Raw genomic sequence first — 24762 nt, forward strand, 5'->3', positions numbered from 1 at the left:
AGAGCCCCGTGGCATGACGCCTGCGGGCACGACAGCGCAGCCGAGTGGACGTTACCGTCCGCCCGCCTTGTCGTTTCATATCAAATTTTTCGACGGCAGGTTGCGCCCTGCCGCCATCGATGTTTGCGGCCAAGACCGCGTGAAAGAAGACTATTTTGACCAACGAAAACACCTCAGCCGGTAACGCAATCTCGGCCGGCAACACTACGGAACTCACCGGTTTCGCAGCTCTTGGAATTACCGGCGCGCTGCTCAAGGCGACGCATGGCGCCGGCTTCACCGAGCCGAAGCCGATCCAGACGCAGGCGATCCCGCCGCAGATGGAAGGCCGTGATATCTTCGGCATCGCCCAGACCGGCTCGGGCAAGACCGCTGCCTTCGCGCTGCCGATCCTGTCGAAGATCATCGCGCTCGGCACCAAGCGCCGAGCCAAGACCACTCGTGCGCTGATCCTGGCGCCGACGCGCGAACTCGCCGTCCAGATCGAGGACACCATCAAGATCCTCGCCAAGGGCGCGCATGTCTCGACCGCTCTCGTGCTTGGCGGCGTCTCGCGCTTCAGCCAGGTGAAGAAGGTTGCGCCCGGCGTCGACATCCTGATCGCCACGCCCGGCCGCCTGACCGACCTGGTGCGCGAGGGCGACCTCATTCTCTCCGACACCAAATGGCTGGTGCTGGACGAGGGTGACCGCATGCTCGACATGGGCTTCATCAACGACGTCAAGCGGATCGCCAAGGCGACCGCGCCCGACCGTCAGACGGTGCTGTTCTCGGCCACCATGCCCAACGAAATCGCCGAGCTGGCGAAGGGCCTGTTGAAGAACCCGATCCGCGTCGAAGTCGCGCCGCAGAGCACCGCGGCCGCCGAGATCGTGCAGGGCGTCGTCTTTGCCCGCACCAAGCAGAAGCGCCAGGTGCTGTCGACGATGCTCGCCGACGAGGCAATGAAGTCCGTCATCATCTTCTCGCGCACCAAGCATGGCGCCGACCGGGTGACCAAGGACCTCGAGCGCGACGGCTTCAAGGCCGCCGTCATCCACGGCAACAAGTCGCAGAACGCCCGCCAGAAGGCGCTCAACGATTTCCGCGAGGGTTCGGTGCGCATTCTCGTCGCGACCGACATCGCGGCGCGCGGCATCGACGTTCCCGGCATCAGCCATGTGGTGAATTTCGACCTGCCGGATGAGGCCGAAAGCTATGTCCACCGCATCGGACGTACCGGCCGTAACGGCATGGACGGCATCGCCATCACGCTTTGCGATCCTTCCGAAAACAGCAAGCTGCGTCAGGTCGAGCGCATCATCCGCAGCAAGCTGCCGATCGTTGCCGACCATCTCGGCAGCCCGGATCCGGTGCGCAATCCGGCCGAAAAGAACGAGCGCTTCGAGCCCGCCAATGATCGCAACGACCGCAATGGCCGTCGCGACGGCAGGCGGCCCGGTGGCCAGAACAACGGCTTCGCCAAGAAGCGTTTTGGTGACAAGCCGGCCTTTGCGGGCGCAAGCGAGCGCAAGCCGGAAGGCGCCAAGGCCTTCAAGGGCAACAACAAGCGCCGCTTCGGCGGCAAGCGGCCCGCTGCGCGGGCTGCCTGATCAGACGAACCGGTCAGGCTCGTCGAGCCTGGCTTGATTGCTGACGATTGAATATGAGGACGGCCGGGGCAATGCTTCGGCCGTCCTTTTCGTTTAGGGCTGCCCGGTAATTGCCTTCACCCACACGACGATCCGCTGCGCCAGGAAAGCCGTGGTCGAGGGCGACAGCGCGTCGCCGGCAATGACGTGGTCGTCGGGATCGCCATTGTCGTCGACGGGCACCAGTTCATGCGGTGCGCCCCAGCGGCCGGCGATTTCGCGGGTGCGATCCTGGCGCACCACCTTGTCGGAATCCGAGAAGATGAACAGCGCCGGTATGGTTGCCTTCTCCACAGGCGCTGCGTAGGCAAGGTTGGTCAGCGCCGCCATCGGTAGCACAGCTGCCATTGGATATGTGTGCGTCCAGAGTTTCTCGTGCAGCGCGTTGCGGGTCGGAAAGCTGCGCTCCTTGCCGCCGACGAAATCGGCGATCTGCCTGCCCCAGGGCATGGTCAGCAGCTCGGCGCCTGAAGCCCTGATGCCAAAATTCGGCGAGATGAATGCGATTGCAGCGACGCCGTCCGATGCGCCAGGCTCAGTCGCCGCCCATGCCGCCAGCGATCCACCGGTCGAGGTGCCGATGACGATCACCTTGTCGCCGATGGCTCGGCCGATGGCGAGCGCCTCCTGATAGTCGTTGATCCAGGCATTGACGCTGCCTTGCGCCATAGCAGCGCCGTCCTGCCCATGACCGGTGAGGCGGGTGTAGAAAAGGTTGGCGTCGAGTTGGTCGGCGACCTCGTCGGCCAGCGGGCGAACCTCGCCCTTCGATGCCGAAAAGCCATGGATATAGACGATCGCCAATGGCGTCCTGGCGTGAACCATCGGATCGGCCCAGATGATTTCTTTCTCGAGCCCGTCGCGAACGTTGGGCACGGCAGCCTCTTCGCGCGCAATATACGCTTGCGGATCGTCGCCGATCACTTTGGGGTCGAAGCTGATTGTTGTGTCGACGGGAACGCGCGGACCAAGCAGGAGGGCCAAGACAAGGATGATGACGACGCCCAGCACCGCAAGCACGATCCGTCGCCCCATCTCAGACTCCACAACAATTCTAAAGCCTATGGCGGCCGGTGCAGTCAGGCAACAGCCGGACTGTGGACAGCTATTGGTTCGGCGGCTTGCGGTCGAAATTCAGCGGCCGCCCTGTCCAGCGGGTCGCCGTGCTGATGAACCACCGGCAGACTGGCCTTGGCAGCAGTGCCAGCACCTTCAGCCCCCAGCTCAGCCGGTGAGGGAAGGTAACCTCGAAGCCGCCATGCTCGATGCCGCGCAGCATGCGGCGCGAGGCGCGGTTGACCGGCATCAGTCCCGGCATCGGCAGCATGTTCTTTTCGGTCAGCGGCGTGTCGATGAAGCCCGGATTCATCACCTGGATCCGGACATTCATCTTGTCGAAATCGTATTTCAGCGACTCGGCCAAGATGTTGATCGCCGCCTTCGAGCCGCCATAGGCCGCCGTGGTCGGCCAGCCGAAATAGGCGGTAACCGATCCGACAAGCACAATATGGCCGCGCGCACGGATGCGCATGCGCTCCATGAGCGGGACGAGGCCATTGATGATACCGAAATAGTTGACCTCGAAGGTCTGGCGAAAGTCGCGGACCCTGAGGTCTTCGCCGGGCGTGGCGATGTAGTTGCCGGCGTTGAAGACGGCGAGCACGATCGGCCCGAGCTCCTTTTCAATCGCCGCCACCGTGCTTGCCATGCGCGGCTCATCGGTGACGTCGCAAGGGTAGGCGACGACACGTCCCGGCATCTGCGCCGTCTCGACGATGAGCGCGTCGAGTGGGTCGCCGTCGAGTGCGGTGACCGCGACGACAAAGCCCTTTGCCGCGAGGTCCTTGGCCAGCGCACGGCCGATGCCGCTGCTGCCGCCGGTTATCCAGGCGACGCCGTGCTTCGGGTTGGCCCGGTAAAGTGTCATTCTGCGCCCTGCCGATCTGTCATTAGTGCTCTAGCGGTGAAAAAATCGAATGAAAAGAGCGCTTTTCCGTACTGGTTGAAATGATCGTCATCGCGCGTTGTCCGGCCGCGGGAGATTGCAGTGCCCGAAATGCGACTGGACCAGGCGAATTCTTACCTTGAAACGCACGCTTCGGGTTTCTAGGGTCTCGCCGCAGCTACATAAGGAATCCCGGATGCCCCGTTCTGTGATCGAAGCGATCGGCAACACGCCCCTGATCCGCCTCAACAAGGCCTCGGAGCAGACCGGCTGCGAGATCCTGGGCAAGGCCGAGTTCATGAACCCCGGCCAGTCGGTCAAGGATCGCGCAGGCCTGTTCATCATCCGCGACGCCGAACAGCGCGGGCTGTTGAAGCCGGGCGGCGTCATCGTCGAGGGCACGGCAGGCAATACCGGCATCGGCCTGACGCTGGTCGCCAAGGCGCTGGGCTATCGCACAGTGATCGTCATTCCCGACACCCAGAGCCAGGAAAAGAAGGACACGATCAAGCTGCTTGGCGCCGAGCTGATCGAAGTGCCGGCGGTGCCTTACAAGAACCCCAACAATTACGTGAAACTGTCGGGGCGGTTGGCCGAGCAGATGGCGAGGTCGGAGCCGAACGGCGCGATCTGGGCCAACCAGTTCGACAACGTTGCCAATCGCGACGGCCATATCCGCACCACGGCGGAAGAAATCTGGACGCAGACCGGCGGCAAGGTCGACGGTTTCGTCTCGGCGGTGGGTTCGGGCGGAACGCTGGCCGGCGTCGCCTTCGGGCTGAAGGCCAGGAGCAGCAACGTCAAGATCGCACTCGCCGATCCGCTGGGTGCGGCGCTCTATTCCTTCTACACCAGTGGCGAATTGAAGTCCGACGGCAGCTCGATCACCGAAGGGATAGGGCAGGGGCGCATCACGGCAAATCTCGATGGGTTCACGCCGGACTTCTCGTTCCAGGTGCCGGACGAGGAAGCGCTGCCGATCGTCTTCGACCTGATCCAGGAAGAAGGCCTGTGCGTCGGCGGTTCGACCGGCATCAACATTGCCGGCGCGATACGGCTGGCGCGCGAGCTTGGCCCCGGCCACACCATCGTGACCATCCTTGCCGACTATGGCACGCGCTACCAGTCGAAGCTGTTCAACCCGGAATTCCTGCGGGATAAGAACCTGCCGGTGCCGGGCTGGATGGATGAGCGCAGCACAATTTCGGTGCCGTATGAGAAGGTCGCCTGATGGCGCACAGAACAGAAGCGCTGTTTCGCGACGACGCCTATCTCAGAGCGGCTGACGCCACTGTTGTCGCCATCAACGAGCGCGGCGGCATCATTCTCGACCGGACCATCTTCTATGCCACATCGGGCGGCCAGCCTGGCGATACCGGAACATTAGAGCGCGCCGACGGCAGCCGCATCGCCATTGCCGCCACCATCACCGGCGAGACCAAGGACGAGATTATCCATGTGCCGGCGCCGGAGCAGCCGGCACCCGAGGTCGGCGAGCAGGTGAAACTCGCCATCGACTGGGAGCGGCGGCATCTCCTGATGCGCATGCACGCAGCTTGCCATTTGCTCACCGTCGTCTGTCCGTTTCCGATTACCGGTGCCGCGGTTTCCGAAGATGACAGCCGCGTCGACTTCGACGCTCCCGATGCCGGCTTCACCAGGGAAGACGTCACCGCCGGGCTGATGGAGCTGGTGCGAGCCGATCATCCGATCTTCATCAGGCTGATCACCGACGAGGAACTGGCAGCCAATCCTGGCCTGGTGAAATCCAAGAATGTCCGGCCGCCCGCCGGCACCGGCAAGATCCGCCTGGTCTGCATCGGCGACAACGCTTCGATCGACAGCCAGCCCTGCGGCGGCACCCATGTCAAAAGCACCGGCGAAGTCGGTGAAATCCATATCGGCAAGATCGAGAAGAAGGGCCGCGAAAACCGGCGTTTTCGCATTCGCTTCGGACCAATGCCGGTGGCTTGAACGAACCATGATCCCGAAAAGTGGAAGCCGGTTTTCGGGGAAGATCATGGTCAACAGGAAGCAATGCTTCGCCAAGGCGGAGCAGGAGAAGAACAATGGCCGATGACAGCTCTTTCATCGTCGATGCGGACTGGTTGCAGAGCCGTCTTGGCGAGCCCGGCCTGACGATCGTCGATGCATCCTGGTATCTGCCGGCGCAGAAGCGCGATGCGCGCGCCGAGTATGAGGCTGCGCATATTCCGGGCGCGCGATTCTTCGATCATGATGCGGCCTCCGATCCTGATGCCAAGCTGCCGCACACGCTGCCCTCGCCACAGCATTTGGCGCAATATGTAGGCGCCATGGGAATTTCGGCCGACGACACCATTGTCGTCTATGACGGTCCGGGTTTCTTCTCGGCGCCGCGCGCCTGGTGGATGTTCCGCGTCATGGGCGTGTTCCAGGTCTATGTGCTCGACGGCGGCTTCGACCGCTGGAAGGCGGCGGGCCGGCCGGTGACGGCGGAGCCGACCAAGATCGCGCCGAATGTGTTTCATGCCGATTTCGATGCCGCTCGCGTCGCCAGCCTTGCCGACATGCGCCGCATCGTCGAGACTGGCGAGAGCCAGATTGCGGACGCCCGAGGCGCGGGCCGCTTCACCGGCGCCGAGCCAGAGCCCCGCGCGGGTGTTCGCTCCGGCCACATGCCCGGCGCGCACAATTTGCCTTATTCGGCGCTGTCGCTGGATGGCGCGCTGTTGTCGAAGGACCAGTTGCGCAAGGCCGTTGAGGATGCCGGTATCGATCTGTCGAAACCGGTCGTCACCTCTTGCGGTTCCGGCATCACGGCGGCTGTCGTCACTCTGGCGCTGGAGACGCTCGGCCACACCGACAACCGGCTCTACGACGGCTCATGGACGGAATGGGGCGGGCTGGCAGACACGCCCGTGGTGACGGGCAAGGAATGATGGCGATGGAAAATGGCGCGCTGGACGACATCGAGGTCACGGTCACGTTTCTGGAAATGCATGTGCCGCCGGCCTATTCGCCGCCCTTGCCCTACAACAGGCAGATCGCGCTGCTCAGGACCAAGGACATTCCGCTGCATTTCTATCGCTATCTGATGGATCGGGTCGGGCGCAAATGGCATTGGGTCAATGTGCTGAGGCTGGACGATGACGAGCTTGCCGCCGGGATCCACCGCGAGGACCGCGACATCAGGGTGCTTTATCTCGACGGCGCGCCGGCCGGTTTCTTCGACCTCAAGCCGCATTTGCCAGAGGAAGTCGAGCTCGCCTATTTCGGCATGATGGAACATGCGACCGGGCAAGGCATCGGCCGTTGGTTCCTCGGTGCGGCGATTGCCGCAGCATGGTCGTATGGGCCGAAACGGGTAACGGTGCAGACCTGCACGCTCGACCATCCGGCTGCCTTGCCGCTCTACCAGAAGCTCGGTTTTGCGCCGGTGGCGCAAAAGAAGGAGACCGTGCATCCGCTGTCGTTCGCCGAGCGCTCGGCCAGCGTCATGCGGCCGTGACTTTCTCCGACTGAAGGCCGAACCGACCGTTCATGGCGAGGAATTCCTGCTCGTGCGGACCCAGGACGAGAACTGGCGCAGGCGCCGGGTGATGCTGCGCCGCTTCGACGATTTCATCCGCTGAGCCGGCGCGGGACCTGCCCAATGCCGAAGCAGTCCGGCCTGAGACTGGCCGGGCTGCTGACAGTTGACAGGAATCGGGTGGGAAGCACCTCGGCGGGGGCATAATTTCCGGTCAACCACACCGGAGATTTAGCCATGACCGTCCAGTTCAAAGCCTTGCCGACAGAAGATGTGAGAGCGCTGCAGCGCGGCGGGCCGGACGCCTACGGGCAAACGCCGGAGCGGAAGGTTTCAGATGGCGACGGGGTGCCGTGCCGGCATTGCCTGAGAAACGTCGCCGAAGGCGATGGCTATCTGATCATGGCCTATCGGCCGTTTCCGGCGTTGCAGCCTTACGCCGAGACAGGACCGATCTTCCTGCATGCGCAGGAATGCGAACGCGCAGCCGAGACAGAAGCGCTTCCAGAGATGCTTGAGAGCAGCGACTATATCGTGCGCGGCTATGGTGCGGATGACCGCATCGTCTATGGCAGCGGCGGCGTCATTCCGACTGGCGGCATTGCGGCGCGGGCAGAGACGCTGTTTGAGCGCGCTGACATCGCCTATGTCCACGTCCGCTCGGCGCGCAACAATTGTTATCAGTGCCGCATCGAGCGTTTCTGACAAAAAGATGCCCGCCGGTGGTCTGGCGGGCAGTTGGGAACCGTGTGACGGCTCGATCCGTCAAGTTGGCATCCCTGTCTGCGCATGCTTTTCGAATTGCGGATGTGAAGCACTTCACACAGCATCGCGATCCTCGCCGGCATGGCGACGCACGCCGATGGCGGTTGGGACTTGTCGTACTCCCGTCGCATTCTCTCGGTAAAAGACCAGCGTCGATGGATTGCCGACCGCGGATGAACCGGCGGGGATCTCGATGACCGAGGAAGCGGGGCTTTGGCTCCGCTTTTTTGATGTCCGCCAGCCTGTTCAATTCCGGCGCCAGGAATTTTGCGCAAAGAAAAAGCCCGCCGGAATTGACCGACGGGCCTTCGCCGTGTGTGTGTGCGGCGTTTAGTTGAATTTATACTTCGCGCCGACGCGAACGGTCTGGAAGGAAGGCTCGTCGGTGAGGAAGCCGCCCGAGCCGAAATCTTCTTTCTCATACTGCGAATAGCGGTATTCGAGACCAAGCGTCATGTTGCTGGAAACGGCCGTTTCCAGGCCGCCACCGACCGAGAAGCCGCTCGATCCCCAGTCGACGATGTCGCCAACGGGCGAGGAGGCATGCAGGTCGAAATGCTGCCAGCTGTAACCGCCGAGGACATAGGCCAGCGTCGATTCGTTGACCTTGGCGCCGATGCGGGCCAGGGCATCGAAGCCATAGTCGGCATCGCCCTTGATCGACCCACCCGGAATGTCCAGCTTCGAGCGTATGCCGGAATAGCGGGCGTCGACCAGAACGCCGGCGACCCAGCCGCCGAAATCATGGTCGTAACCGATGCTCGCCTCGCCGAACACGCCTTCGCCGCCGATGCCATCCAATTCGAGGGCGCTGGCGAGCGTCAGGTCATGCACCACGGTGCCGGCGCCAAGCGCGCCGCCGACATAGAAGCCGGTCCAGTTGTAGGTCGGAGCAGCAAACGAGGCCCCGCCGCCATTCTGGGCGCCGAAGCGGTAATTGGCCGCGATGTGGAAGGTGTGGCTGGACGGCTCGACATCCAGAGAGGTTCCCGGGCCGCCGATAATGCCGAGGTCAGCCACCGAGTCGTCGCCATAGTTGGCGTAGCGGTACTCGGTCTTAATCGTCCAGTTGCCGCGCAGCACGGTTTCCATGCCAACGCCGACGACATAGCCGCCACGGTTCTCCGTGAAATCAAGACCGTCGGCAAAGCCCGAACCCTCGAGCTTGAAATGGTTCCAAGTGTAGCCGCCGAGCACATAGCCGAGCGTACTGGGGTTCAAGAGATAGCCGGCGCGCAAGCCGACGTCGAAGCCATAAGCGTTCGTCAGGTCGATATCAGCGCCCGGAAGGCTGATCGACGGACCGATATTCCCGATGTTGGCGTCGATGAAGCCGCCGAGCAGGAAGCGTTCAGAGACCATGTAGTCGTAGCCGGCGGTCACTTCGCCAAACACGCCGTTGCCGCCGATGCCATTGAAGTCGAGAAACGGGTCGACGCTGATGCGGTGCACGGTGGCGCCGAAGCCGCCGCCGATGCCGACATAGGCGCCGCTCCAGTTGAAACCGGCAGGTTCTTCCACCGGCTGCACAACGTCGGCGGCATGCGCTACCGATATCAAAGCCATTGCCGAAACGGCGCCGAGAAGAACGGATTTAGCAGAAATAAACATTTTAGCCCCTTAGCATAGAACAAACCCGTCCGTGTTCTAACAGGATGCTCGTTAATATTGGAATGACAAAAATGTCACATCGACAGGCAAAAGCGCTGTCGAGAGGGGCTGCACCTTGCCCTGGAGCGGGCGTTTTGCGGTCTTGTAGCCAAGAAAAACCCGCCGGTACAACCGGCGGGTAAGGGAGGCAAAATGCCAGGTCAGGTCAGGCAGCCAGAACCACTTTCGGTTCGACCAGCTCATAGCCGAGTGCTTCGGCCACGGCGCGATTGGTGATCTTGCCCCTGTGGACATTGAGGCCGTTGCGCAAATGGTGGTCGTCGACCAGCGCCTTCAGGCCCTTGTCGGCCAGCTGCAGGCCATAATGCAGCGTCGCGTTGTTGAGCGCGTGCGCCGAGGTCACCGGCACGGCGCCCGGCATGTTGGCGACGCAGTAATGGATCACGCCGTCGACCTCATAGGTCGGCTCGGCATGGGTGGTGGCGTGCGAAGTCTCGAAGCAGCCGCCCTGGTCGATAGCGACGTCGACCAGCACCGAGCCCTTCTTCATGCCCGACAGCATTTCGCGGGTCACCAGCTTGGGTGCAGCAGCACCCGGGATGAGCACGGCGCCGACGACGATGTCGGCCGAGAAGCATTCTTCCTCAAGCGCCTCGACTGTGGAGTAGCGGGTGTGGACGCGGCCGGTAAAGAGGTCGTCCAGCTGGCGCAGGCGCGGGATCGAGCGGTCGATGATGGTGACGTCGGCGCCGAGGCCGACCGCCATGCGGGCGGCATGCAGGCCGACGACGCCGCCGCCGAGCACGGTGACCTTGCCGGGCAGCACGCCGGGCACGCCGCCGAGCAGCACGCCGCGGCCACCATTGGCCTTCTGCAGCGCGGTCGCGCCGGCCTGGATCGACAGGCGGCCGGCAACTTCCGACATCGGCGCCAAGAGCGGCAGGCCGCCGCGGTCGTCGGTTACGGTCTCATAGGCGATTGCGGTGACGCCGGACGCGAGCAGGCCCTTGGTCTGCTCCGGATCCGGGGCCAGGTGCAGATAGGTGTAGAGGATCTGGCCGTCGCGCAGCTGCGCCCATTCGTTGGGCTGCGGCTCCTTGACCTTGACGATCATGTCGGACTTGGCGAACACGTCGGCGGCGGTCCTGGCGATGGTGGCGCCGGCGGCGCGGTAGGCATTGTCATCGGCGCCGATGCCGGCGCCGGCGCCGCTTTCGACCAGCACTTCATGACCATGCGCGACATATTCGCGGACGGAGCCCGGCGTCAGGCCGACGCGGTATTCGTGGTTCTTGATTTCCTTGGGGCAACCGACGCGCATAGTCTTCTCCTGATCCGGCCCTTCGGGCTCGTTCCCTGTATCAACCGAGTGAACCACAAATCGTTGCGCAGGTGTTTGCGAATGCGCTTGCGCGGGGTCACGCGTTTCGATAATCGTTGCGCGAAATCAAGGAAATTTCGCAGGAATCACGAGAAATGCCGCTCGACAGGATCGATATCGCCATTCTCGAGGCACTGCAGAAGGATGGCCGCATACCCAATGCGGCGCTCGCCGAAAGGGTCGGCCTGTCGCAGTCGGCCTGTTCGCGCCGGCTCGACAATCTGGAGAAATCCGGCACCATCCGCGGCTATCACGCCCGGCTTTCGAATGCAGCGCTCGGTCACCAGATGACGGCGATCGTGCACATATCGCTGTCGGGACAGTTCGAAAAGACGCTGTCGGATTTCGAGGCGGCGATCAAGCGCTGCCCGAATGTGCTGTCGTGCCACCTGATGTCGGGCGAATACGACTATATCCTGCGCATCGCCGCCAAGGATCTGGTCGACTATGAGCGCATCCACAAGGAGTGGCTGTCGGCGATGCCGCATGTGACCAAGATCAACTCATCCTTTGCCCTGCGCGAGATCGTCGATCGGACCGCCATGGGAATGAAGCCGGAACTGGCTTAACGCCACAAACATACTCGGACGTCCTTCCCGATATAGCATGCGCCTTCGCGGCGAAGTTCTTCCCAGCGTTCATCACCGTGGGTGGCGCGAATGTCGGAGTTTGCATAGCCCGCCCAGACATCACCGTCCTTGTAGACATCCGCCCAGTAATCTTTAGACATTTCACCAGCGCCACTATGCGGATCAGGATAGTCGATCCCTGCAAAAACTTGCTTCGGTCCCTGGATATTGAAATCGCCGCCCTGCTCGATTTGATAAGAGCACCTTCCGGATATGCGGGTCTGACCGCCAACAACAAGCAGGCAGCGGCCCCATTTGTAGCCGCTCGGCAAACGATGCCGTGGTTGCGCATGCAAAGGCGAAAGGGAAAACGCAATTGCGAGGGTAATTGCTATGGTTCGTCCGATCATCTCGCCACCCGTTGCGAAGCAGCCAATTCAAGAGCGGCTCGACACTGTTGGATCCGCCCGAAGCGCATGTCGAAGCGGTTCGCTGCAGCATGGTTCCCTTAAAGAGTATTTATCGACCACGTCGGATTTTTGTCACGTAACATTTGTGTTGCTACACGGCGGTCAACCGGCCTCGATGCGGCGATAAAGTGCTGCCCAAATGTGCTGTCCTGCCACCTGATGTCGGGTGAATACGACTACATCCTGCGCATCGCGGCGAAGCACCTCGTGGGCTATCAACGCATCCACAAGAAGTGGCTGTCTGTTATGCCGCACGTGATGAAGATCAGTTCGTCCTTTGCCTTGCGCGATTGTTGATCGCGCGGCGATGGAGAAGAAGCGGAGAGGCTTAGGAGCTGAGTAGCGGAGTGCACGGAATTGTGCTTAAAACAAATAAAGTGGATACTAGAAAAGCCGCTGAAGAGGTGAAGATAATCGCCGACAGTGCCAATGACATGGCCCGATTGATTGAGCTTCCGTCTGCAGGTGCGCTACACGCGCGCACCGGAGATCCGCTTGTCTTTCTGAAAATTCTGTTCAGTGTGTATCGCCGCATTCGTTTGTTGGCCGAGTATAAAGATGCCGGTAAGGCGGATATTCCTCAGTTGCCTGGGAATGACACCAACGGCGATCTTTTCTAAGCGTGATATTTATGAATATGTGCGATCACACGGAGGGTCTCTGAATCTCATCACGCTAGGCTTTTAATACCTCGGTCACCAGTTGGTCCATCGGGATGTCGTGCGGCTGCGGGTAGATGGTGGGGATGCGCTGCAGTTCGTAGCCGACGCCGATGACCAATGGCTTGAACGGCATGGCAGCCAGCGTGCGGTCGAAGAAGCCGCCGCCATAGCCCAGGCGGTAGTTTCGCGGGTCGATGCCGACGATCGGCGAGATGACGATGTCGGGCAGCACCGGGTCGCCTTCGGCGGGGATAGGGATGTTCCAGACGCCTTTTTCCAGCCGGTCGCCAGGCACATAAGCGCGGAAGATCAGCGGCTGGCCCTTCTCGATCACGATGGGCAGCGCCGTGCGGCCGCCGCGTTCGTTGATCGACGCCATCCACGGCCGCAGGTCCGGCTCGCCGCGAAACGGCCAATAGAGGCTGACCATGCGGCCGGCAATGTCGCCGATGGTCGCGTCGAGCCCTTCGGCGATAGCCCGCGACATCGCCACCCGCGCATCGGCGGAAACCGCCAACCGTGCCGCGATCAGACGCTCGCGCTCGGCCTTGCGCCAACGGCGCACATCGGTCCAGTCGGTCAATGGCGCGCGAAATTCCGGATCGAGTTCGTGCATGAAGCAAGGCGGCGAAGAATATTGCGCCCGCCCTTTGCGATCTTTGTCATCGTCGTTGGCCATGCTTCACTCCCGTGGTTCCAGCCCCTGCAAGGCTATACCCGTCCAGGCTTGCCGACATAGGCATTCGCGACATCCGGCGACGAGTCCTGGGCAGCCTTACGCGCGGCAGTCTAGCGCGCCGCGACATTGTTGCGGTGCACAAAAATCACTAGATAAAGAGAGACAAACAGGGGTGAATGCGATGAGTGAAACCAGCCATCATGTCGTTGTCGTCGGCGCAGGGTTCGGCGGTCTCGAACTCACCCGGGCGCTGGCCGGCGCACCCGTGCGCATCACCATGATCGACAAGCGCAACCATCACCTTTTCCAGCCGCTGCTTTACCAGGTGGCGACCACCTCGCTGGCGACCTCGGAAGTTGCCTGGCCGATCCGTCATCTGCTGCGCAAGCGCGAGGACGTGACGACCCTGCTCGGCAACGTCACCGGCGTCGACCGTCCAGGCAAACGCGTGCTGCTTGAGGACGGCAGTTCTGTTCCCTACGACACGCTGGTGCTCGCCACCGGCGCGCGTCATGCTTATTTCGGCCACGACGAATGGGAGCCTTTCGCGCCCGGGCTGAAGACGCTTGAAGACGCAACCACCATTCGGCGGCGCATCCTGCTCGCCTTCGAGCAGGCCGAGCGCGAGACCGATCCGGCCAAGCGCCAGGCACTGCTGACACTGGTCATCGTCGGCGGCGGCCCGACCGGCGTGGAGCTTGCCGGCACCATTGTCGAACTCGCGCATGAAACGCTGCGCGGCGAATTCCGCAACATCGACACGCGTGAGGCGCGTGTGGTGCTGGTCGAGGCCGGAGACAGGATCCTAGCCAATTTCGCGCCAAAGCTGTCCGACTATGCGCGCAAGGCGCTGGAGCGACGGGGCGTCACGGTCGAGCTTGGCCGCGCCGTCACGCGCCTCGATGCCGAAGGCGTCGTCTTTGGCGATACGCATCTGCCGGCGCGAACCATCCTGTGGGCCGCCGGCGTGGCGGCTTCACCCGCGGGAGAGTGGCTGGGCGCGCCGGTGGACCGGGCGGGCAGGGTAATGGTCGAGCCCGATCTGACCGTGCCGAACAGTCCTGAAATCTTCGTCATCGGCGACACCGCGCATGTCTTGCGGCCGGACGGCAAACCGGTGCCCGGCGTGGCGCCCTCGGCCAAGCAGGAGGGCAAGCATGTCGCCGCGACGATCAGGGCGCGGCTGGCCGGCGATGGCGCGCCGCGGCCTTTCCGCTACAAACATGCCGGCGACCTGGCGACGATCGGCAAGTGGGCAGCCGCGATCGATTTCGGCTCGATCAAGCTCACGGGATGGCTTGCCTGGTGGCTGTGGGGCGTGGCGCATATCTACTTCCTGATCGGTTTCCGCAACCGGCTCTCGGTGTCGCTTAGCTGGCTATGGATCTATTTCACCGGCCAGCGCAGCGCGCGGCTGATCACCCAGGGCGACGATGACAAGGGCTGAGGTTCTCAACCGCGGCCAAGGATATTCATCCAGCCGTCACCTTTTGCTGATCGACTGACTTCCCGATGGACATGGCCGGTTTTCGGCGCGAAGCTTCCGCCCGGGGCTGGGATCTTGTCACGTCGCTGGGAGGGAAAACCAATGCCGCATCTCAATTACCCCGTCTCCCGCCGTAGTTTTCTTGCCGGTACGGCCGCCAGCGGGGCGCTGATCATGCTCCATCCGTTTTCCGCCCGCGCGCAGGCCAATCAGGCGCATCTGAGGATCATGGAGACCACCGACATCCATGTGAATGTGCTGCCTTACGACTACTACGCCGACAAAGCCAACGACACGATGGGCCTGTCACGGACGGCCTCACTGATCGCGGCGGTGCGCAAGGAAGCCACCAATGCGATGCTGATCGACAATGGCGATCTTTTGCAGGGCAATCCGATGGGCGATTACATCGCCTATGAGAAGGGCCTCAAGGAAGGCGATCTGCATCCGATCATGAAGGGCATGAACCTGCTGGGCTATGAATGCTCGACGCTCGGCAATCACGAGTTCAATTACGGCCTGTCGTTCCTCGACAAGGTGCTGGCCGGAGCCAATTTCCCCTTCGTCTGCGCCAATCTGATCCGCGGCACCGAGCTTGCCGCCAAACCGCGCGACGACAAGCTCTACCTCAAGCCCTATGTCATCCTCGACAAGAAGATCAAGGACGGGTCGGGCGCCGAGCAGCCGATCAAGATCGGCATCATCGGCTTTGTGCCGCCGCAGATCATGGTCTGGGACCTGAAGAACCTGGAAGGCAATGTCAGGACGCGCGACATCGTCGAGGCGGCCAGGGCATGGGTGCCGCAGATCAAGGAGGAGGGCGCCGACATCGTCATCGCGCTCTCGCATTCCGGCATCGATATCAAGCAGGGCGACGGCATGGAGAACGCCTCCTTCTTCGTCGCCGGCGTCGAAGGCATCGATGCGGTGTTCACCGGCCATCAGCATCTCGTCTTCCCCGGCAAGAAGGATTTTCAGGCGCTCGAAGGCGTCGACACCGAGAAAGGCACGCTGCAGGGCAAGCCCGCCGTGATGGGCGGTTTCTGGGGCTCGCATATGGGACTGATCGATCTGCTTCTGGAACGGGACGGATCGAAATGGCGCGTAGCCTCGGCCACATCGGAGGCAAGGCCGATCTACCAGCGCGTCGACAAGGCAAACAAGCCGACGGTGGCGGACGACCAGCGCGTCGTCGATGCGCTGAAGGCGGACCATGAGGCGACACTTGCCTATGTCCGCCGACCGGTCGGCAAGACCTCGGCGCCGCTCTATTCCTATTTCGCGCTGGTCGCCGACGATCCGTCGGTGCAGATCGTCAACCAGGCGCAGAGCTGGTACCTCAAGGACATATTGAAGAGCACGCAGTGGAAGGATGTGCCGCTGCTGTCGGCGGCAGCACCCTTCAAGGCCGGCGGGCGCAACGGCGCCGACTACTATACCGACGTGTCGGTGGGCGACATCGCCATCAAGAACGTCGCCGACCTCTATCTCTATCCGAACACGGTGCGCGCCGTCGAAATCACCGGCGCGCAAGTGAAGGAATGGCTGGAAATGTCGGCCGGCATTTTCAGGAAGATCGAGCCGGGCAAGGCCGACCAGGCGCTCATCGACACCGAATTCCCGTCCTACAATTTCGATGTGATCGATGGCGTCAGCTACGGAATAGACCTGTCGCAGCTGCCGAAATACGATGCCAAGGGTGGCGTCGCCAATGCCGGCTCGAACCGCATCGTCGGCCTCAGCTTCGACGGCAAGCCTATTGATCCGGCAGCGAAATTCGTCGTCGCCACCAACAATTACCGCGCCGGCGGTGGCGGCAATTTCCCCGACATCAATGCCTCGAAGATCATCTACGAGGCGCCGGACACCAACCGCGACGTGATCGTGCGCTACGTCGTCAGCGAAGGCACGATCAATCCCTCGGCCGACGACAATTGGTCGTTCACGCCGCTGCCCGGCACCAGCGTCGTGTTCGAGACCGGCCCCAAAGCGAAGGATTTTATATCGGGAGTGAAATCGCTCAAGATCGAGCCGGCCGGCGAGGGCGAATCCGGGTTTGCGAAGTATCGCATCCTGCTTTGAGGCAACGTGCAGCTAACAGGGAAAACGAGCGGGCATACGCCCGCTCAATCACGCTTCGGATCAGGCTTTGTAGACCACTTGGCGCACGTCGATGTAGCTGGCTCTAAAGCCGGCTTCGCAATAGTGGAGATAAAATTCCCAAAGCTTCTTGAAGCGGTCGTCGAAGCCGAGCGGGACGATCTTTTCCCACGACGCCCAGAAGCGGTTGCGCCATTCGGCAAGCGTGCGGGCATAGTCGTCCGGAAAGACGCGCTCGCGCAGATGGGCAAGGCCATGGTCGCTGCCCAGCGTCTTCAGGATCGACGGCGTCGGCAGCATGCCGCCTGGGAAGACATAGCGCTGGATGAAATCCGGCCTCGCCCGATAGGTGTCGTAGGCGGCCTCGTTGATGGTGATGATCTGCAGGCCGGCGGTGCCGCCGGGCCTCAAGCACGCCTTCATCTTGCCGAAAAATACCGGCCAATATTTTTCGCCGACCGCCTCGAACATCTCGATCGAGGCGATGCGGTCGTAAGTGCCCGTTTCGTCGCGGTAATCCTGCAGCTTGATCTCGACCTTGTCGGCAAGCCCGGCCTTCTGGATGCGCGCCTTGGCAAAATCGTGCTGTTCGCGGCTGATGGTCAGGCCGGTGACGCGGCAGCCGATCTCGCGCGCGGCAAATTCGGCAAAACCGCCCCAGCCGCAGCCGATCTCGAGCACATGGTCCTTCTTGCCGATACCCGTATCCTTGGCCAGCGCGCGGTATTTGGCGGCCTGAGCGCTTTCCAGGTCGTTGGCGCCGGTCGCATAGAGCGCCGACGAATAGGTCATGCTGGGATCGAGCCATTGCTTGTAGAAGGCGTTGCCGAGATCGTAATGCGCCGAGATGTTGCGCTTCGAGCCTGTGCGGGTGTTTTCGTTGAACCAGTGGCGGATGCGCTGGACCGTGTTGATGAGCCAGCTGGCGCCGCCGGCAATGCGTTCGCCAACGGCCGAGTTGACGACGAACAGTTCCAGGAAGCTGGTTACATCAGGGCTTTCCCAGTCGCCGTCCATGTAGGATTCGGCAACGCCGATGGTGCCGCCGGAAAAGGCACGGCCGGGCAGGCGCCAGTTCTTCAACACCAGTTCGGCATCCGGGCCGGGTCCGTTGCCGCCGACAAGAACCGCCCGGCCATCCGGCATCCTCACCTTCAGCGAACCGCGCGGCAATTTCATCGCCGCCGACAGCACCATGCGCGCCTTGGCCGGCAGGCCCTTGACCATCTCGGCGAAATTGAGTTCGTCCAGCCTGATGGCGTCGCCGAAGCCTTTGTATTCCCTGACAGCCATCTCACACCCCCCTGGAATTCCGCGGGGGCGGCGCAAGATCTGCCGGCCTCCACATCCTCCACTTTCATTCGCCAGGCGCGAACGCCGTAGCCTGCGTGAATTTTCCCCACAATCTTCCATGGCATTGGCCGAAACTTCAAGAGGCAAGCTTCGTGCGGCGCTGGCCCAGCTTGCCGGCCTGAGGCCAGAATCCGCGGGAGAGCGCGGCCCTCGGTGAAATCGCTATGGTTACGAACAGCCACATACGTTAGTTTCAGCCATGCGTTATGTCATCGTCATCGTCGCCATCGCCTTTTTCCTGATCTGGGACGGCCTCTATAATCAGGGCCGCTATCTCGACACGACGGTCAGGGAGATGTCGCGCGTCGTGCGCTACGTCACCGGCAAAGCCTAGCTTTTTGCGCCTCTGCAAAGTCGCTGCCGGCATTGCCGGGCGCGACATCGTGGCGGTTGACGCGACGGTCCCGCTCACACAAAACATGCCGCAAATCGAACGTGGAGGCAGGCGTGATCCGGCATATCGTTTTCTTCAGCGCGCGGCGCAAGGACGATGTCGAGGCCGTGCGCACGGGCTTGCTCGCGCTGGGCAAGATCCCGCATTCAAGCCTCTTCGAGGTGACGCTCAACACCAAGGTCGATCCGCTGTCGGATGCGATCGACGTGGTCGTCTATGCCGAGTTCGAGGATGATGCCGCGCTTGCCGCCTACAAGGCGCACCCGCTCTATGCCGAGACGACCAGCCGGGTCAAACCATTGCGCGAATTGCGCTATTCGGCCGATGTCGTGGCGATGGCCTGATCGGGCTGGCAAGAGGCCTTGAACCGATTTCCGGAATGATGCACACCGCGCCGGCATGACCAGCACGATCCATCCGCTTGACCATCTTGTGTTGCCGACGGCGAGCCTCGCCGTGGCGCGGGCGCGGCTGACATCGCTTGGCTTCATCGTCGCACCAACCGGCATCCACCCTTTCGGCACCGAAAATTGCTGCGTCTTCCTTGCCGACGGCACCTATCTCGAACCGCTGGCGGTCGGGAATGAACAGGTGGCAGCGAGTGCGATCGCCGGCGGCAATGTCTTTGTCGCGCGCGACCGCCTCTATCGCGCCAGCCTGGGCGATGAGGGCTTTTCCGCCGTAGTGCTGGCCACCGACGATGCCGATGCGGATCATGCGCGCTATGTCTCGGCCGGTATGTCGGCGGGAGACGTGCTGAGCTTTTCCCGCGCCTTCACCGATACGGCCGGAAAGAGCGACATGGCCTCGTTCAAACTGGCTTTCGCCGCCGGCGCCGAGACGATGGACGCCTTTCTGTTCGCTTGCGAGCGGATCAACGCCCCTCAAATCGACCGTACGGCACTGCAGGCCCATGCCAACGGCGTGACCGGCATTGCCGAAGTCGTTGCGGTCAGCGATGTGCCTTCCACACAGATCAGCCTGATCTCGACAGTGGTTGGCTCGGAGCAGCAGAGCAGCGCGGTCTTCGCCCTGCCGAATGCGCGTCTGACCGTTCTGGATCCTGCGGCTTTCACCGCGCGCTTCGACATTCCGGCCGGTGCGCCGACAAGAGTTCGCTTCGCCGCGATTGTCTTTTCAGTCCGCAGTGTCGGCGCTGTCGCGAGGCTGCTTGCAGACAACGCCGTCGGGCACGATATAGCGGGCAACGAAATCGTCGTGCAGCCGGCATCCGGACAGGGCGCGGCTTTCATCTTCCGGGAGACCCCATGAGCAAGCCGCAAGGGCCTAATTCGATGGCGCCGAATTCGTCGGTAACCGTCGGCAACGTCGTCTTCGACAATAGCGGGCCCTTGGCGTTGATCGCCGGTCCGTGCCAGTTCGAATCGCGCCAGCACGCTTTCGACATGGCCGGCGCGCTGAAGGAACTGACCGGCAAGCTCGGCATCGGCCTCGTCTACAAGACCAGCTACGACAAGGCCAACCGCACCTCGCTGTCGGCAACGCGCGGCGCCGGCATGGACGTGGCGCTTCCGGTGTTCGACGAGTTGCGCAAGGCGTTTTCGCTTCCCATTCTGACCGATGTCCACACCGAGGAGCAGTGCGCGATCGTCGCACCCCATGTCGATGTGCTGCAGATTCCGGCCTTCCTGTCGCGCCAGACCGACATGCTGGTCGCCGCCGCCAAGACCGGCAAGGTGATCAACGTCAAGAAGGGGCAGTTCCTGGCGCCCTGGGACATGAAGAACGTGGTGGCCAAGATCACCGGTTCGGGCAACCTCAATGTGCTGACCACCGAGCGCGGCGCGTCTTTCGGCTACAACACGCTGGTGTCGGACATGCGGGCTTTGCCTGTGATGGCCGAGATCGGCGCGCCGGTGATTTTCGACGCCACCCATTCGGTGCAGCAGCCGGGCGGGCAGGGCGGTTCCTCCGGTGGTGAGCGCCGCTTTGTCGAGACGCTGGCGCGGGCTGCCGTTGCCGTCGGCATCGCCGGCGTGTTCATAGAGACCCACCAGGATCCCGACAATTCGACCTCCTCCGACGGGCCCAACATGCTGCCGCTGAAGGACATGCCGGCGCTGCTCGAAAGACTGATGGCATTCGACCGCATCGCCAAGAATGCTGCTGACCTGAACCGAGGCTGATGCTTTCGGCTATGGCGCGCGCGCTGCCCTGCTTGTGGAAGGCATAAGCCGGCTGTAGGCTCGCTCCTGCAAATGAGCGTCTTGGCAGGAGGAAGCCATGTCCGTCGCCCGCGTCACCGAAATCACGTCGTCGTCGAAAAAGAGCTTTCAGGACGCCATCGAGAAGGGGATTGAGCGCGCATCCAAAACCCTGAAGAACGTCGAAGGCGCCTGGATCCAGGACCAGAAGATCGTCGTCGAGGACGGCAGGATCGCGGCGTATCGCGTCAACATGAAGGTGACGTTCATCCTCGCGGAGTAACCGCCCGCCGCTCGAAAAAACGGGAACTTTCGCCCGCGCCCCTCATTGTCAAAGTATCGATCAACGACATGAGGAGCAGCAGCCATGACCACCCAGACAGGCCACACCGAAGCCATCGCCGCTTCGCGCGTCATCGGCACGTCGGTCTACAACACCGAAGGCACGAGCATCGGCAGCATCGAGGACATCATGCTCGACAAGACGTCGAACGGCATCATGTTCGCGGTGATCGGGTTCGGTGGATTTCTCGGCATTGGCGAGAAGTATCACGCCATTCCGTGGGCGAGCCTCGACTATGACGAGGACAAGGGCGGCTATGTCGTGCCGTTCTCGAAGGAGCAGCTGAAGGCAGCACCCGCCTATTCGATCAATGAACTGGCCGGCGCCGATGGCGAGGCCGCGCGTGATGCTTCCTATGATTACTACAAGGTCACGCCGTATTGGCATTGATCAGCTGCGCTGACGCCTGACGTGAAAAGGCCCCCGAATTCCGAAACGGGGGCCTTTTCAGTGTAACCCGACAGTTTCTATTCTGCTGCGTAAAGCGTGGACAGTTGCGTCGCCGCCCTTGGCGGCTGCCGCGTATCGCAGGACGTCAGGAACGCCGCCGCGATCAGGAACAAACTCACGATACCGCTCAACTCGGACATGGCGAAACTCCTCCTGTTTCGCCCCGCGCATCACCATCCTAGTCGACACAGAGATTGTTATCTCTGAATTATGATGACGTGGTGTTGTCGAACGTGATCCGAGGCATGCTCAGCCGAGGAGTCCGGCATTCTTGACCGCCTTGAAAACCTTCTCATGCCAGGCGATCCGATCCGCTTCGCCATTGGCCTGCGTGGCGGAATTGGCGTTGCCGACGTTGATCGCGCGCGAGATCTTTTTGATCAGGCCGGCATCGGCAAAGGCATTGCAGCCTGACCCTTTCCATTCGGCGCAAGCTGCGAGCAGCGAAGTCTGCGGATCCTCGATCAGTTCAGGATGATTGGCGAGGTCAACCTTGGCGAGCTTGCCCTTGGCCGTGTACGCGTCGCGCCCGGTGGTCTGGAACGTGCCGCCGCCGCGGAAATTGAAGCCGTCCAACGTTCCCTTCACATTGCCCATGCGGCCGCCATAGGCCCAGTCGCCCAGGGCTTGCGGCTTGCGCAGCAGGTTGTCCTTGATCCACTGATCCGTCTTGCCCGCGGCTCGCGACCTCCATGCGTTCCGGATTGCCGCCACGGTCGTGTAGGTCAGGGATTCGCGAATGAGGGTGAAGCCACCGGTTTCCATCGCCGCTTGAGCGAAGAAATGCATCAGCCGATCATAGTTGTTGCACACGCCATGATCGCCAAGTGTCTTGAGGCCCTTGTCGGAGGTAAAGGCGCCGATGTAACCGTCATAGATTGTTCGCTTGGAACCGCTTGCCGGTCTCGGCGCGAATTTCTGGAAGACCGCTGCCGGCAAACCCTTGTTCGGATCGCCCGCAACGGCTTCGAGCACGCTCTCGACACTCTCGGTCGAGAGCACCGGTTCGCCTTCGACGACCACCGAAGCATTGGGAATTCGCTTGCCGTTGCTTTTCGGGAAGCCACCGCCGGCAAAGGTTTTCAGATCATCGATGAGGGCGATTACGCGTGTCCGGCTCTCCGTGAAATCCATGTCGGAAAGCGGACCGCTCACCTTCTTCGTCGGATTGATGCACCCGACGCTGGACAGGAAATTGACGCCCGGATGGATCAGGATTTCGGTGCGCTTGTTGGTCTTCAGCAGTTCGAGTCCAGGTTTGGGTGGCGTCTTGCCGCCAGTGTAGCCGATGGTCACATATTTGCCTCCGGCCTGCGTCGCCAGTGGATAGGTGCCGGGCTCGATGCGCCTGCCATTGTCTTCTTTGGAATTGTCGCCTGGGCCGCGAGATTCACACACGAACCCCGATAGACCCGTTACTGCCGTGCCGTTGTGAAAGACTTTATAGGTACCAACTGTCCTGCGTCTGGTGCCCCTCGTATGTTCGACTTGGCGACTAATAAGAAGTTCCCAGCCAGTACCTGAAATCGCTGCCATTGCCGCCTCCCCAAAGAGTTCAAGTTTGTTGATTTCACTGTGGTCGCCAAATAGTTCGCGTTGTAGATGTGACCCTAACATCTTCGAATTCTCTGCATTGTGAAGTTTGTCACGTTGGCGGTAGCCTCTTTTGAAGCATCGGGTGGAGTTTGTGTGCCGCCTGGTTTCGTGACAAAGGCATTGCCGCAGGGGCGGGGCACCCACCCCATGCCGCGCCAGACATATGACGTCAGGGCGGGCTGTTTGCGTTCAGATGGCGTCGCCCATGCCCCACGGCCTGAGCGCATGGGGCGACTGTCACCATTATTTCATGCCATTCCTGATTGCCTTTTGCGGCACTTTGGCTAAGAGGGGCGCGACGCTTTCAATCGATCAATCGGGGACATCGCAATGACCGCCATCATCGACATTGTCGGGCGTGAAATCCTGGACAGCCGTGGAAATCCGACCGTCGAGGTCGACGTCGTCCTCGAAGACGGCTCGATGGGCCGCGCCGCGGTGCCGTCGGGCGCGTCGACCGGCGCGCATGAGGCCGTCGAACTGCGCGACGGTGGCGCCCGCTATCTCGGCAAGGGCGTGCTCAAGGCGGTCGAGGCCGTCAATGGCGAGCTGTTCGAGGCGATCGGCGGCTTGGAAGCCGAAAACCAGATCCACATCGACCAGACCATGATCGAGCTCGACGGCACGCCCAACAAGAGCCGGCTCGGCGCCAACGCCATCCTCGGCGTCTCGCTGGCGGTCGCCAAGGCCGCGGCGGAAGCCGCCGGCCTGCCGCTCTACCGCTATGTCGGCGGCACCAAGGCGCATTTGCTGCCGGTGCCCATGATGAACATCATCAATGGCGGCGCGCATGCCGACAATCCGATCGATTTCCAGGAATTCATGATCCTGCCGGTCGGCGCGCCGACGCTGCGCGAAGGCGTGCGCTGGGGCTCGGAAATCTTCCACACGCTGCGCAAGAAGCTCAAGGATGCCGGCCACAACACCAATGTCGGCGACGAAGGCGGCTTCGCGCCCAATCTGAAGAGTGCGCCGGTGGCGCTCGATTTCATCATGGAATCGATCGAGAAGGCCGGCTTCAAGCCGGGCGAGGAGATCGCGCTTGGTCTCGACTGTGCGGCGACCGAATTCTTCAAGGACGGCAATTACGTCTATGAGGGCGAGAAGAGGACCCGCGATCCCAAGGCGCAGGCCAAGTACCTGGCCAAGCTTGCCGCCGACTATCCGATCATCTCGATCGAGGACGGCCTGGCCGAGGACGACTGGGAGGGCTGGAAGTACCTGACCGATTTGATCGGCAACAAGACGCAGCTGGTTGGCGACGACCTCTTCGTCACCAACACGGCGCGGCTGCGCGACGGCATCCGCATGGGTGTCGCCAATTCGATCCTGGTCAAGGTCAACCAGATCGGCTCGCTCACCGAAACGCTCGACGCTGTCGAGACCGCGCACAAGGCAGGCTACACAGCCGTCATGTCGCACCGTTCGGGCGAAACCGAGGATTCGACCATCGCCGACCTCGCCGTCGCCACCAATTGCGGGCAGATCAAGACCGGTTCGCTGTCGCGCTCGGATCGCATGGCCAAGTACAACCAGCTGATCCGCATCGAGGAAGAGCTCGGCAAGCAGGCGCGCTACGCCGGCAAGTCGGTGGTCAAAGCTTAAATTCTGCCGAACTGGCGAAAACGACGAAGGGCGGGATTTTCCCGCC

At 62.0% G+C, this 24762-nt stretch carries 26 protein-coding genes and 1 pseudogene; 18 read left to right on the forward strand and 9 right to left on the reverse strand.

Annotation, left to right across the window (positions count from 1 at the left end):
- Positions 1–155 precede the first annotated feature (155 nt).
- Positions 156–1592 carry a DEAD/DEAH box helicase gene (locus NLY42_RS21000; protein WP_023698795.1) on the forward strand — a complete coding sequence of 479 codons (1437 nt, stop codon included), beginning with the start codon at positions 156–158 and terminating at the stop codon, positions 1590–1592.
- Between the two features lie 93 nt (positions 1593–1685).
- Here the strand turns inward: NLY42_RS21000 and NLY42_RS21005 are convergent, their stop codons facing one another.
- Both NLY42_RS21005 and NLY42_RS21010 read right to left on the reverse strand, forming a co-directional pair.
- Positions 1686–2666 (reverse strand): alpha/beta hydrolase, encoded by a 981-nt coding sequence (locus tag NLY42_RS21005; RefSeq protein WP_023755203.1) that lies wholly within the window; start codon positions 2664–2666, stop codon positions 1686–1688.
- Positions 2667–2736: 70 nt separating this feature from the next.
- Entirely contained in the window at positions 2737–3558 is an 822-nt protein-coding gene (locus NLY42_RS21010) for an SDR family oxidoreductase (RefSeq protein ID WP_023698793.1), read from the reverse strand.
- Between the two features lie 214 nt (positions 3559–3772).
- Here NLY42_RS21010 and NLY42_RS21015 point away from each other — a divergent pair, with 214 nt between their 5' ends.
- The 5 genes from NLY42_RS21015 to NLY42_RS21040 all read left to right on the forward strand — a co-directional run bounded on the left by NLY42_RS21015 (position 3773) and on the right by NLY42_RS21040 (position 7792).
- Complete coding sequence (locus NLY42_RS21015) at positions 3773–4807, forward strand: cysteine synthase A (RefSeq protein WP_023682581.1); 1035 nt, start codon at positions 3773–3775, stop codon at positions 4805–4807.
- Complete coding sequence (locus NLY42_RS21020; protein WP_023736674.1) at positions 4807–5550, forward strand: alanyl-tRNA editing protein; 744 nt, start codon at positions 4807–4809, stop codon at positions 5548–5550. The genes NLY42_RS21015 and NLY42_RS21020 overlap by 1 nt, the downstream gene beginning before the upstream one ends.
- Positions 5551–5645: 95 nt before the next feature.
- Entirely contained in the window at positions 5646–6497 is an 852-nt protein-coding gene (gene sseA / locus NLY42_RS21025; RefSeq protein WP_023755204.1) for a 3-mercaptopyruvate sulfurtransferase, read from the forward strand.
- Between the two features lie 5 nt (positions 6498–6502).
- Positions 6503–7066 (forward strand): GNAT family N-acetyltransferase, encoded by a 564-nt coding sequence (locus NLY42_RS21030; protein WP_023682574.1) that lies wholly within the window; start codon positions 6503–6505, stop codon positions 7064–7066.
- Between the two features lie 258 nt (positions 7067–7324).
- Complete coding sequence (locus NLY42_RS21040; protein WP_023736671.1) at positions 7325–7792, forward strand: DUF1203 domain-containing protein; 468 nt, start codon at positions 7325–7327, stop codon at positions 7790–7792.
- Between the two features lie 390 nt (positions 7793–8182).
- Here the strand turns inward: NLY42_RS21040 and NLY42_RS21045 are convergent, their stop codons facing one another.
- Positions 8183–9463 (reverse strand): outer membrane protein, encoded by a 1281-nt coding sequence (locus tag NLY42_RS21045; protein WP_031195686.1) that lies wholly within the window; start codon positions 9461–9463, stop codon positions 8183–8185.
- 205 nt (positions 9464–9668) lie between these two features.
- Entirely contained in the window at positions 9669–10784 is a 1116-nt protein-coding gene (gene ald / locus NLY42_RS21050) for an alanine dehydrogenase (protein ID WP_023688436.1), read from the reverse strand.
- 155 nt (positions 10785–10939) lie between these two features.
- On the opposite strand from ald, the gene NLY42_RS21055 reads away from it, so the two are divergent.
- Complete coding sequence (locus NLY42_RS21055; RefSeq protein ID WP_023668897.1) at positions 10940–11413, forward strand: Lrp/AsnC family transcriptional regulator; 474 nt, start codon at positions 10940–10942, stop codon at positions 11411–11413.
- Here NLY42_RS21055 and NLY42_RS21060 read toward each other — a convergent pair.
- Positions 11410–11823: a hypothetical protein gene (locus NLY42_RS21060; protein WP_155922397.1), complete on the reverse strand. Its 414-nt coding sequence runs from the start codon at positions 11821–11823 to the stop codon at positions 11410–11412. The genes NLY42_RS21055 and NLY42_RS21060 overlap by 4 nt on opposite strands.
- 174 nt (positions 11824–11997) lie before the next feature.
- Here NLY42_RS21060 and NLY42_RS21065 point away from each other — a divergent pair.
- Both NLY42_RS21065 and NLY42_RS21070 read left to right on the forward strand, forming a co-directional pair.
- Positions 11998–12180: pseudogene (locus NLY42_RS21065) on the forward strand (Lrp/AsnC ligand binding domain-containing protein); the annotation flags it as partial.
- A gap of 50 nt (positions 12181–12230) precedes the next feature.
- The gene (locus NLY42_RS21070; protein ID WP_031203541.1) at positions 12231–12503 is read left to right on the forward strand and encodes a hypothetical protein; all 273 of its coding nucleotides are present in this window, start codon (positions 12231–12233) and stop codon (positions 12501–12503) included.
- A 55-nt stretch (positions 12504–12558) separates the two neighbouring features.
- Here NLY42_RS21070 and NLY42_RS21075 read toward each other — a convergent pair whose 3' ends face one another.
- Positions 12559–13224 (reverse strand): 5-formyltetrahydrofolate cyclo-ligase, encoded by a 666-nt coding sequence (locus NLY42_RS21075; RefSeq protein WP_023668901.1) that lies wholly within the window; start codon positions 13222–13224, stop codon positions 12559–12561.
- Positions 13225–13405: 181 nt separating this feature from the next.
- On the opposite strand from NLY42_RS21075, the gene NLY42_RS21080 reads away from it, so the two are divergent.
- Together NLY42_RS21080 and NLY42_RS21085 are read left to right on the forward strand one after the other, a co-directional pair.
- Complete coding sequence (locus tag NLY42_RS21080) at positions 13406–14671, forward strand: NAD(P)/FAD-dependent oxidoreductase (RefSeq protein ID WP_023668902.1); 1266 nt, start codon at positions 13406–13408, stop codon at positions 14669–14671.
- A gap of 141 nt (positions 14672–14812) precedes the next feature.
- The gene (locus NLY42_RS21085) at positions 14813–16792 is read left to right on the forward strand and encodes a bifunctional 2',3'-cyclic-nucleotide 2'-phosphodiesterase/3'-nucleotidase (RefSeq protein WP_023755207.1); all 1980 of its coding nucleotides are present in this window, start codon (positions 14813–14815) and stop codon (positions 16790–16792) included.
- 60 nt (positions 16793–16852) lie between these two features.
- On the opposite strand, the gene NLY42_RS21090 is transcribed toward NLY42_RS21085, so the two are convergent.
- Positions 16853–18103 (reverse strand): SAM-dependent methyltransferase, encoded by a 1251-nt coding sequence (locus NLY42_RS21090; protein ID WP_023755208.1) that lies wholly within the window; start codon positions 18101–18103, stop codon positions 16853–16855.
- A 259-nt stretch (positions 18104–18362) separates the two neighbouring features.
- On the opposite strand from NLY42_RS21090, the gene NLY42_RS21095 reads away from it, so the two are divergent.
- The 6 genes from NLY42_RS21095 (at position 18363) to NLY42_RS21120 (ending at position 21455) form a co-directional block, all read left to right on the forward strand.
- Positions 18363–18497 carry a hypothetical protein gene (locus NLY42_RS21095; RefSeq protein WP_023688440.1) on the forward strand — a complete coding sequence of 45 codons (135 nt, stop codon included), beginning with the start codon at positions 18363–18365 and terminating at the stop codon, positions 18495–18497.
- A gap of 113 nt (positions 18498–18610) precedes the next feature.
- Positions 18611–18901, forward strand: a complete 291-nt coding sequence (locus tag NLY42_RS21100) for a Dabb family protein (protein WP_023682566.1) — start codon at positions 18611–18613, stop codon at positions 18899–18901.
- A 55-nt stretch (positions 18902–18956) separates the two neighbouring features.
- On the forward strand, positions 18957–19829 hold the full coding sequence (locus tag NLY42_RS21105) for a VOC family protein (RefSeq protein ID WP_023755209.1): 873 nt from the start codon (positions 18957–18959) through the stop codon (positions 19827–19829).
- Positions 19826–20704 (forward strand): 3-deoxy-8-phosphooctulonate synthase, encoded by an 879-nt coding sequence (gene kdsA, locus NLY42_RS21110; protein WP_031244652.1) that lies wholly within the window; start codon positions 19826–19828, stop codon positions 20702–20704. The genes NLY42_RS21105 and kdsA overlap by 4 nt, the downstream gene beginning before the upstream one ends.
- A gap of 97 nt (positions 20705–20801) precedes the next feature.
- Complete coding sequence (locus tag NLY42_RS21115) at positions 20802–21005, forward strand: dodecin family protein (RefSeq protein ID WP_023668908.1); 204 nt, start codon at positions 20802–20804, stop codon at positions 21003–21005.
- An 84-nt stretch (positions 21006–21089) separates the two neighbouring features.
- A complete protein-coding gene (locus NLY42_RS21120; protein WP_023668909.1) occupies positions 21090–21455 on the forward strand; it encodes a PRC-barrel domain-containing protein in 366 nt (121 codons plus the stop codon).
- 77 nt (positions 21456–21532) lie between these two features.
- Here NLY42_RS21120 and NLY42_RS21125 read toward each other — a convergent pair whose 3' ends face one another.
- Together NLY42_RS21125 and NLY42_RS21130 are read right to left on the reverse strand one after the other, a co-directional pair.
- Positions 21533–21655: a hypothetical protein gene (locus tag NLY42_RS21125; protein ID WP_023755211.1), complete on the reverse strand. Its 123-nt coding sequence runs from the start codon at positions 21653–21655 to the stop codon at positions 21533–21535.
- A 109-nt stretch (positions 21656–21764) separates the two neighbouring features.
- Positions 21765–23255 (reverse strand): glycoside hydrolase family 19 protein, encoded by a 1491-nt coding sequence (locus NLY42_RS21130; RefSeq protein WP_198022208.1) that lies wholly within the window; start codon positions 23253–23255, stop codon positions 21765–21767.
- Between the two features lie 186 nt (positions 23256–23441).
- Here NLY42_RS21130 and eno point away from each other — a divergent pair, with 186 nt between their 5' ends.
- Complete coding sequence (gene eno, locus NLY42_RS21135) at positions 23442–24716, forward strand: phosphopyruvate hydratase (RefSeq protein WP_023701745.1); 1275 nt, start codon at positions 23442–23444, stop codon at positions 24714–24716.
- Positions 24717–24762 lie beyond the last annotated feature (46 nt).

It is taken from the genome of Mesorhizobium sp. C372A, assembly GCF_030323245.1.
GTDB lineage: Bacteria > Pseudomonadota > Alphaproteobacteria > Rhizobiales > Rhizobiaceae > Mesorhizobium.